Source organism: Bacillus pretiosus, assembly GCF_052947655.1.
In genome coordinates this window covers 238,624-247,500 of record NZ_CM129593.1, presented here as the reverse complement: position 1 = coordinate 247,500, position 8,877 = coordinate 238,624, and the positions used below count along the sequence as shown (strand labels likewise).

The 8,877-nt window shown below is 37.1% G+C and carries 10 protein-coding genes and 4 tRNA genes; 2 read left to right on the top strand and 12 right to left on the bottom strand.

Annotated elements, in window-relative coordinates; all coding sequences use genetic code 11:
* Positions 1-15 precede the first annotated feature (15 nt).
* From ACU8YW_RS01415 to ACU8YW_RS01395, 5 genes are all read right to left on the bottom strand, one after another.
* Positions 16-91: transfer RNA gene (locus ACU8YW_RS01415), tRNA-Val, on the bottom strand.
* 4 nt (positions 92-95) lie between these two features.
* Positions 96-170 (bottom strand) — tRNA-Glu (locus ACU8YW_RS01410).
* A gap of 8 nt (positions 171-178) precedes the next feature.
* A tRNA-Ser gene (locus tag ACU8YW_RS01405) sits at positions 179-269 on the bottom strand.
* A gap of 3 nt (positions 270-272) precedes the next feature.
* Positions 273-347, bottom strand: a tRNA-Asn gene (locus tag ACU8YW_RS01400).
* Positions 348-461: 114 nt separating this feature from the next.
* Entirely contained in the window at positions 462-920 is a 459-nt protein-coding gene (locus tag ACU8YW_RS01395; RefSeq protein ID WP_000344252.1) for a SprT family protein, read from the bottom strand.
* A 195-nt stretch (positions 921-1,115) separates the two neighbouring features.
* On the opposite strand from ACU8YW_RS01395, the gene cmpA reads away from it, so the two are divergent.
* Complete coding sequence (gene cmpA, locus ACU8YW_RS01390; RefSeq protein WP_001143642.1) at positions 1,116-1,232, top strand: cortex morphogenetic protein CmpA; 117 nt, start codon at positions 1,116-1,118, stop codon at positions 1,230-1,232.
* A 57-nt stretch (positions 1,233-1,289) separates the two neighbouring features.
* Here the strand turns inward: cmpA and ACU8YW_RS01385 are convergent, their stop codons facing one another.
* The 6 genes from ACU8YW_RS01385 to acpS form a co-directional block, all read right to left on the bottom strand.
* Entirely contained in the window at positions 1,290-3,458 is a 2,169-nt protein-coding gene (locus tag ACU8YW_RS01385) for a Tex family protein (RefSeq protein ID WP_141542686.1), read from the bottom strand.
* Positions 3,459-3,526: 68 nt separating this feature from the next.
* A complete protein-coding gene (gene ndoA / locus ACU8YW_RS01380; RefSeq protein ID WP_000635963.1) occupies positions 3,527-3,877 on the bottom strand; it encodes a type II toxin-antitoxin system endoribonuclease NdoA in 351 nt (116 codons plus the stop codon).
* Between the two features lie 4 nt (positions 3,878-3,881).
* Positions 3,882-4,169 (bottom strand): antitoxin EndoAI, encoded by a 288-nt coding sequence (locus ACU8YW_RS01375; RefSeq protein ID WP_000004570.1) that lies wholly within the window; start codon positions 4,167-4,169, stop codon positions 3,882-3,884.
* A 309-nt stretch (positions 4,170-4,478) separates the two neighbouring features.
* Positions 4,479-5,648, bottom strand: a complete 1,170-nt coding sequence (alr, locus tag ACU8YW_RS01370; protein ID WP_262720019.1) for an alanine racemase — start codon at positions 5,646-5,648, stop codon at positions 4,479-4,481.
* A 118-nt stretch (positions 5,649-5,766) separates the two neighbouring features.
* Positions 5,767-6,780 (bottom strand): LolA family protein, encoded by a 1,014-nt coding sequence (locus ACU8YW_RS01365; RefSeq protein WP_000829111.1) that lies wholly within the window; start codon positions 6,778-6,780, stop codon positions 5,767-5,769.
* Between the two features lie 93 nt (positions 6,781-6,873).
* Positions 6,874-7,233, bottom strand: coding sequence for a holo-ACP synthase (gene acpS, locus ACU8YW_RS01360; RefSeq protein WP_088121137.1), 360 nt, complete (start codon positions 7,231-7,233; stop codon positions 6,874-6,876).
* Positions 7,234-7,325: 92 nt separating this feature from the next.
* On the opposite strand from acpS, the gene ACU8YW_RS01355 reads away from it, so the two are divergent.
* Complete coding sequence (locus ACU8YW_RS01355) at positions 7,326-7,898, top strand: rhomboid family intramembrane serine protease (protein WP_426934598.1); 573 nt, start codon at positions 7,326-7,328, stop codon at positions 7,896-7,898.
* Here ACU8YW_RS01355 and uvsE read toward each other — a convergent pair.
* The gene (gene uvsE / locus ACU8YW_RS01350; protein WP_048542883.1) at positions 7,891-8,853 is read right to left on the bottom strand and encodes a UV DNA damage repair endonuclease UvsE; all 963 of its coding nucleotides are present in this window, start codon (positions 8,851-8,853) and stop codon (positions 7,891-7,893) included. The two genes, ACU8YW_RS01355 and uvsE, sit on opposite strands and share 8 nt — an antisense overlap.
* Between the last annotated feature and the right edge of the window lie 24 nt (positions 8,854-8,877).

Sequence of the window (8,877 nt, the reverse complement as noted above, 5' to 3'; positions counted from 1 at the left end):
TTTATATAATTTATATGGTGGAGGATGACGGGATCGAACCGCCGACCCCCTGCTTGTAAGGCAGGTGCTCTCCCAGCTGAGCTAATCCTCCGAAGTGGTGACCCGTACGGGATTCGAACCCGTGTTACCGCCGTGAAAGGGCGGTGTCTTAACCACTTGACCAACGGGCCAGTATGTATGGCAGAGAAGAAGGGATTCGAACCCTCGCACCGCGTTAGCGATCTACTCCCTTAGCAGGGGAGCCCCTTGAGCCACTTGGGTACTTCTCTGTATGGCTCCGCAGGTAGGACTCGAACCTACGACCGATCGGTTAACAGCCGATAGCTCTACCACTGAGCTACTGCGGAATAATAAAGACAATTTGTATCTTATAAAATTTCTTATCGTAAGTCAAGATGTTTTTTCTCAACATCTTGTACAAACGTGACATGTTTATAATATACTGGATTGCGTTTTCACTGTCAAGATGTTTTCTTTATCAGGTTCAGTTTCCCTTTACACTTTCCGCAGACATATCTTTTTGTATTTATTTGACGTCTTCTTACATATTGAAGCAAACAGCCCATACATTCATACGTATAAACCTTTTTTTCCTTCTCTTCATTAATTATTCGTTTACAGAAGCGTGGCGCATCAACTTCTTTTAACAATTCACGAAAATCTCTATCCCGGTGCTTATAGCCCCTTCCTGTAATATGTAAGTGATAATGACAAAGCTCATGTTTAATGATTCCGACTAACTCTTCTTTCCCATACATTTCGTAATATCGATAATTCAGTTCAATGTTGTGTGTATTCAATAGATAACGTCCACCAGTTGTACGCAACCTACTATTGAACATAGCTCTATGTAAAAATGGCATTCCGAAGTATTGTAGTGATACTTCTTCCACCAGACGCTGTATTTCTTGCTCATCCACTCTCATTCCTCCTAAACTAAAAAATATTTTTACACTTTTCTCCTCCCTTATACATATATTAAATAGTACATATACCCATCCTCATTCAAGAAGCGTGGTTTCTAAAAATATAGCATGAATAGAAATCCACTCACCAACCTCTCATCAATAGTACCTTACATTTTTGAGAGTAGGATTAAACAAGGAGGGATTCCTATGCCTACGTGGCTAAAAAAACAAATGCAACGCGCATATTTTGAAAAAAACCGGTATCAAATTAAATTACTAAATGAATGCTGGTTTTATTATAGCAAAATACATCAAAGCTCATAATCCATTACACGTTTTATCCCATAAAAAAAGAGCAGTTTCATCTGCTCTCTTCTCTTACTATTCAATCGGCAACATGGATAGTGCAACGCGACCTTTTTTCGTATCAATATCATCTACCCATACCTTGACGATTTGTCCGACAGATACAATATCTAACGGATGCTTCACATACTGTTTGCTTAGTTTAGAAATATGTACTAAACCATCTTGTTTTACACCTACATCAACAAAAGCACCAAAATCAACAACGTTACGAACTGTTCCTTCCAGTTCCATACCACGTTTTAAATCTTCTAATTTCAAAATCCCTTTTTTCAGAAGCGGTTTAGGCAACTCATCCCTCATGTCTCGCTCTGGACTAATGAGCGCATCTATAATATCAACTAATGTTGGCTCCCCAACTCCCGTTTCTTGCGATAACTTAGAAATCTCCACTTCTTCTAAGCTCTTTTGTAATTGCAATTGCCCTACGTCATCTTTTGATAACCCTAGACTCTTCAATAACAATTCAACATTTTTATATTGTTCTGGATGAATACCCGTTCGATCTAACGGATTTGCCCCTTCTAATATACGTAAGAAACCTATGCATTGTTCATATGTCTTCGCACCTAGACGCGGTATTTTCTTTAAGTCTGTTCGTTTTGTAAATTTCCCTTCTTCTTCACGCTTTGCCACAATATTTTTCGCAACAGTTTTCGATAAACCCGAAACATATTGCAATAACGCAACTGAAGCTGTATTTACATTCACACCGACTTGGTTAACTGCCGTCTCTACTACAAATGTTAATGATTCATTCAACCTCTTTTGAGATACATCATGTTGGTATTGTCCAACCCCAACTGATTTAGGATCAATCTTCACAAGTTCAGCAAGTGGATCTTGCAGACGTCTCCCAATAGAAACAGCACTTCTTTCTTCAACCTGTAAATTCGGAAATTCCTCACGAGCTAAATCGGAGGCCGAATACACACTCGCACCAGCTTCGTTCACAATAATATAGAAGACTTCTTGTTTCACATTTTGTAATACATCAACTATAAATTCTTCCGATTCTCTAGAAGCTGTACCATTCCCAATCGCAATCATTTCAACTTGATATTTATCTATAATAGAAAGAACTTTCATTTTTGCATCTTCATATTTACGAACAGGTGGATGCGGATAAATAACATCAATATATAGAACCTTCCCAGTATCATCTACAACAGCTAATTTACAACCCGTTCTATATGCAGGATCTAAAGCTAACACAACCTTTCCTTTCATTGGAGGTTGTAATAACAAATTACGTAAGTTCTCAGAAAAAATATGTATCGCTTGTTCCTCAGCTGTTTCTGTTAATTCTTTTCGAATCTCTCTTTCAATGGAGGATTGAATTAATCGTTTATAACCATCCTCAATTGCTAACTTTACATAATGCGCACTTTTAGAATCGTTATCACGAATTACTCTCTTATATAAGAAAGTTACTATCTCATCTACTGGTGGAACAACAGAAACTCTCAATATATCTTCTTTCTCACCGCGATTCATCGCTAATACACGATGCGGTACTACTTTCTGCAACGGTTCTTCATAACTGTAATACATTTCATATATATTCTTTTCATCTTTCTCTTCATCTTTTACGGACGAAGACATAACACCTTTTCTAAAAGTAACATTCCGAATCCAACTACGATAAGCTGCTTCATCTGAAACGATTTCTGCAATAATGTCTTGGGCACCTTGTAATGCTTCTTCTGCAGATTGCACTTCTTTCTCTGCGTTAATAAATTCCACTGCCTTCTGATTTGGATCTTCTTTCTTATATAACAATAACCATTCAGCTAACGGCTCTAGTCCTTTTTCTTTTGCAATCGTTGCTTTCGTTCTTCTTTTCTCTTTATATGGACGATATAAATCTTCTACTTCTTGCAACTTTACAGCTTTAACAATTTGCTGACGTAACTCTCCTGTCAGTTTCCCCTTCTCATCAATAAGACGAAGAACCTCTTCTTTCCTATCTTCAAGCTGCATCATATATTGCCATCTCTCTAAAATTGTACGAATTTGCACTTCATCTAAAGAGCCTGTCCATTCTTTTCGGTAACGAGCAATAAATGGAACTGTGTTACCTTCTTCTGTTAATTGAATAACATGACGAACTTGCTTTTCGGTAAAGCCTAATTCCTTCACTAACATTTTCATTAACGCTTGTCGATTATCTACCATTTCCATATACAACCGTAACCTCCTCTATAATAAAAAAAAGTTGCCCTGTAAAGAGAGCAACTTAAACTGCCGATTTAAAAATCTATTAGTCCTAAACTAATTTGTAGCGCTTCATCTACACGAATCATCATCACTTCATCTAAGTGAGTGATTTTGTCCGTTAAGCGCTGCTTATCGATTGTTCGAATCTGCTCAAGTAAAATAACAGAATCTCTCTCAAAACCGTACTTTTTCGCATCAATTTCCACATGAGTGGGTAATTTAGCTTTTTGAATCTGTGCAGTAATAGCCGCTACAATCACCGTTGGACTAAAACGATTTCCGATGTCATTTTGAATGACAAGAACCGGACGAACGCCTCCTTGCTCAGAACCAACAACTGGGGAAAGGTCTGCAAAATACACGTCGCCGCGTTTTACAATCAAAATATTACCCCCCGCTAACTAAGCGTTCTACTGTATGAGCTGCTTCATACTCTGCTAAGAAAGCTTCCGATGCAATACCAAGATTAATTTTTCCCATTTCAATGTACCCACGTCGCATTGATTCATGTTGGTAGCGTTTCTTCGTCTTATGTTGACGCAATAACAGTTGTGTTGCCTGGCAAATTAGTTCATGGCGATTCTTATTCTCTTGTTTTCCAATTCCGTCCAATTCCGTTACCATTTGCTTTGGCAACCGAACCACGATTTCAGTAGTTACACTTGATTCGGACACAAAAATACACCTCCACCGTCAACTACACACCCAAATATATATATGACACCTATTGTAATAATACCATTGTATGGAGCCTGTTGCAAAGACTTCCTTATTCCTTGCTTATGTTTTCCAATTCACAAACAAAACATTCATATTCTTTTATTTTTATCTTATTACAAACAAGAAACGAAAGAGTTTCCCAGCAAAATTCACGTTAAATTATGTTAAAAGTAATGATAAGTAAAAAGCTTCTCATCAAAAATGAGCTTATTCTTAACCAATGAACAGTCCTCTCAAATGACAAGAAGCAAACCATACTACCTTCTATATATTGTTCAAATAATTGATTACTTCTACAACCTTGCCGTGCCGTATGAATATTCTCGGCACACGGAAGCTTATCGTTGCAATAATTTCATAATTAATAGTCCCAGAATATTCAGCAACCTCAGTAGCACTAATATACTCATCACCTTGTTTTCCAATGAGTGTAACTTTCGTACCAAGCGGCACTTCACAAGGAAGCTGTATCATGAATTGATCCATTGTTACTCGACCTACAATCGGTACCCTTTTACCATTTATAAGCACTTCGAACCCTTGTAATCTTCTAAGCCATCCATCTGCATATCCAATCGCAACAGTTGCAATCCATTCTTCCGTTTTCGTTCGGTAAGTGACGTTATAACTAATCCCATCCCCTTTAATCACCTGTTTAATATGAGCAACTTTCGTATGCAGTGATAGCGCTGGCTCTAATTTAAACGGTAAAAAAGGGCGTATTTCTACAGACGGGGATAACCCATACATCGCAATGCCAATTCGTACTGCATTAAATGTAATCCCTTGAAAACGTAGCGTTGCAGCACTATTAGCTGTATGGACAAACTTAGGATCCACTCCAAACTCTTTCAACCAACTTAACTGCTGCAAAAATGTGTTATATTGCTTATCAAAGTAAGAAGTCTCCACCTCATCCGCTGTTGCAAAATGTGTATAAACTCCTTCTAGTTCTAAAAATGGCGCACCTTCTAAACTTTTTAAAAACCCTTTTAATTCTTTCCGTTCGCGTATTCCAATTCTCCCCATACCACTATCGAAATTAATATGGTATTTCATTGTAGATGAACCATCCCACAGTTTGATCGCTTCATCCACCCATTCTTTTTGAAAAACAGTTAATGCTACATCATTTTCAGCAGCTACATTGACATCACGAGGCGGGGAAGGACCTAACACTAAAATCGGCACAGTAATACCAGCCCTTCGAAGCACTAGAGCTTCATCTAAAAAGGCAACCGCTAACCTTGTCGCCCCTGCTTCTAATGCCGTTTTAGCTACCGGTACATAATCGTGTCCATATGCATTCGCCTTGACTACAGCAAAAATCTCTATATCACTTGGAATGAAATCTTTAATGTGTGTAATATTGTTATAGATCGCATCTAAATCCACTTCCACCCAAGTGTCACGGTAAAATGGTGCTTCTTCCATAAATACACTTCCTTATACACGATATGCGAAGCTTATTCTTTTATATGCTTCTTTTATGAAATCCACCCTTCAAACTAAGAAAAGACGTGGTGCACATATATCACCACGTCTAAGAAGTTTACTTCACTTGCTTTTCTGTAACTGAACGAGCAACCATTAATAGCTCCTTCGGCTCTAAACCTTTAGACACGAGCATATATTCTACTCCGTTATGCGACCACGTTAAAGAATCTTTCGTCAATGCCCCAATTGTAAAGCCAAGATCAACCAATTCTCCGCTCACACTTATCGCTGACGAAGCCTCTGCAACTTTTGCCTTTTCTTGTATCAAAGTAAAGGATTTCTTACTTCCAGTGTATGTGAGTATCGCACGCTTGCCACTGTCTGTCTTTAACTCTTTTTCATCTTTCAAAACCATACCTTGCGGCGTATCACGCGGATACAAAATAGCAAATGGTTTGTCTTCTTTCGCTGTTGTTTGAACATCTACTTGCGCTCTAGACATATTTTGTTTCGTATCAAATGCACCTTTATCAAATTTCGCATCAAATTTCACTTTTGAGAAATCTACTTTCACAAGAACATTTTGATCATTATCCATTAACTTCACCGAAACTGGTGTTAAATCACTTTTCTTCAATGTAATCTCTTGTTTCGGCAACATGTTTTGATGTTGATAGTTTGTTTTTGTTTTAAAAATATAATACTTATCTGTTTTTTCAAAAGTAAGGTTTTTCTTATCCTGCAAAATATCTCTCACAAGGGATTCATATAAATAAGCCTGGCTACTATTTTGCGGCCAATCACTTTGGAAACGGAAACTCTTATTAAGTGCTGGCGTTAATACAAATACCCCTTCTTCATTTCTTAAAATAATTTGGCTTTGATCTTTTTTCGCATTCTGCAAATTCACACGATAAAAAGAAGGTTCCTTATGCCATATTTCTACCTTGTACTCCTGAGGCTCATTCCCTGTTTTAATAGATAATTTTGCTTCAGCTTGATAACTTTTCATCCCTTTTACTTTCGCCTCTAAATCTCTCACAACATCATCTTGTTTCTTTTCCATACAACCCGCCAACACAAAAACGGTTAATAAACCGACAAGAACTAAAAACAGACGCCTTTTCATCACTTCAGCCCCTTTGCCCCTATAAATGAATGGAAGATGTACCTTCCTTATCGCTACATCAAATATATGAGACAAAGATATAAAATATGCAGACTAGCGTGACGAGCTTTCTAAAACAACTTGAGCAACAGCAAATTCCTTACTATGACTAATTGATAAATGAACAATATACTCTGTACTTGTAACGAGAATCGGCTTACCTCTATCATCATTCCTTACTTCAATATCTAAAAAACTTACTTCTTTTCCAATACCAGTTCCTACCGCTTTTGAATACGCCTCTTTCGCTGCAAATCTTCCAGCTACAAACTCTGTAAGGCGACTTCCCTTCAGCTCCTTAGCAACATTACGTTCACTTTCAGTTAAAATACGCTCCATAAATTTAAGTTTTCCATCTAGCATTTTTTCAATTCGATTCAATTCAATAATATCGATTCCAATCCCTACAATCATTTCAAAATCCCCTTCTTCTATTTAGCTTTCTTTTTTCATATTGTAAGAATAACAGAGAATCTTTCTGATGCAAAAGGAGTGATACTCACAACATGCTAATACCTTCTGCCCGCATTTCCTTACAACCAATCGTCATCGCTTTAATTCTCATACAATTAGTCATGATTATGTTAGGCGACTTTCTTCTCTTTCCCATGGCATCCTACAATGAATATATCGCTAAAGGAGAATGGTGGCGTCTCATAACTTCCTTACTTGTACATGTAGACTTACAACATTTCCTTTCTAATAGTATTTGTTTATTTGTGCTTGGCTCTTCTATTGAAAAACAACTAGGGCACTTTTCTTTCATCATTATTTTTTTCCTTTCTGGAATTCTTGGAAATATTTCTTCTTATCTCATTATGCCTCTTGAATATATTCATGCCGGGGCATCTGGTGGTATTTTCGGATTGCTAGGTGCACAATTATTTCTATTGTATAGTCGATATCGTTCTTCCAATCCAAGAGACATTGCTATTTTTTCAATCATGATATGTATATTACTACTATTCACTTTCTTCAATCCCTCCGCTAACCCTATAAGCCATTTAACAGGATTGATTATTGGTGGTATTTGCACTCCTTTATTAACAAAAAAATTCGATGGTGCAGAGCTTATTTAATATAAAAGCTCGCACCATCGACAATTTCTACATCTGTTTGTTTACTTAAATCTCTCATTAGTTGAAATAAAGACTCATCCTTCTTCTTCGCTTCAATCATACAATCAATTTGCGGAACACTTCCCTTTATCTTTTTTAAAAAAGATAAAAAAGTATCTACATCAATAAAGTCCGCATGCGCTCTCGGGTCTTTTCCCTCTCTAGGACTAGAAATGTGCATTTTCACTGGTAACAAAGACGATTCCCACGTATGTACAACACGCGCCCAATCTTCATGCCAATCTTCTCGATCATTATTCATCATATGGTGATGCAAATCAAACACGACTGGAATATCTAATTTTTCACCTAAATACAATGTTTCTTCTAAAGAAAAGGTCGTATCATCATTTTCTAATATGACCATCTCTTGGATACTTCTTGGAACACTTGACCAATTTTCTATAAAGCGTTCTAATGCGAGTTCCTTATCTTTATAACCTCCACCCACATGTAATACGCATCGTTGCTTATGTTCAATCCCCATACCTTTTAATAATTTTTTATGCATCTGCAATGTCTTTACAGATTGTTTAAAAATATTCTCTTCAGGTGAATTCAGCACAACGAAATGATCTGGATGAAAATCAATACGCATATTCATTCGAATAGCGTAATCACCTAGTACTTTTAAATTTTCTTTTAAGGGGCGAATATAGTTCCACTCTAACAACTCCTCATGATTCGCTAAAGGAACAAGCTTGGAACTAAGCCGAAAGAAAGATATGTCATGCCCTTTATTATGCTTTAATAACCGTAAACAATTTTCTAAATTCGAATTAGCAATTCTTTCGAGTTTACGAATTGCAGCCTCTCGATCACCAATTCGTTGAAACTGCGCATATGTCATCGTTTGAGATGGAGATGCATTCTTTAAATGTACACTCATCGCAACATATCCAAGTCTTACAAGCATGTAGCACCTCTTTTCTACACAAGT

Bases quoted from the DNA above. Each gene is read 5' to 3' on its own strand.
- alr (WP_262720019.1), bottom strand. From the start codon at position 5,648: ATGGAAGAAGCACCATTTTACCGTGACACTTGGGTGGAAGTGGATTTA.
- ACU8YW_RS01385 (WP_141542686.1), bottom strand. From the start codon at position 3,458: ATGGAAATGGTAGATAATCGACAAGCGTTAATGAAAATGTTAGTGAAG.
- cmpA (WP_001143642.1), top strand. From the start codon at position 1,116: ATGCCTACGTGGCTAAAAAAACAAATGCAACGCGCATATTTTGAAAAA.
- uvsE (WP_048542883.1), bottom strand. From the start codon at position 8,853: ATGCTTGTAAGACTTGGATATGTTGCGATGAGTGTACATTTAAAGAAT.
- acpS (WP_088121137.1), bottom strand. From the start codon at position 7,233: ATGATTGTAGGGATTGGAATCGATATTATTGAATTGAATCGAATTGAA.
- ACU8YW_RS01355 (WP_426934598.1), top strand. From the start codon at position 7,326: ATGCTAATACCTTCTGCCCGCATTTCCTTACAACCAATCGTCATCGCT.
- ACU8YW_RS01365 (WP_000829111.1), bottom strand. From the start codon at position 6,780: ATGAAAAGGCGTCTGTTTTTAGTTCTTGTCGGTTTATTAACCGTTTTT.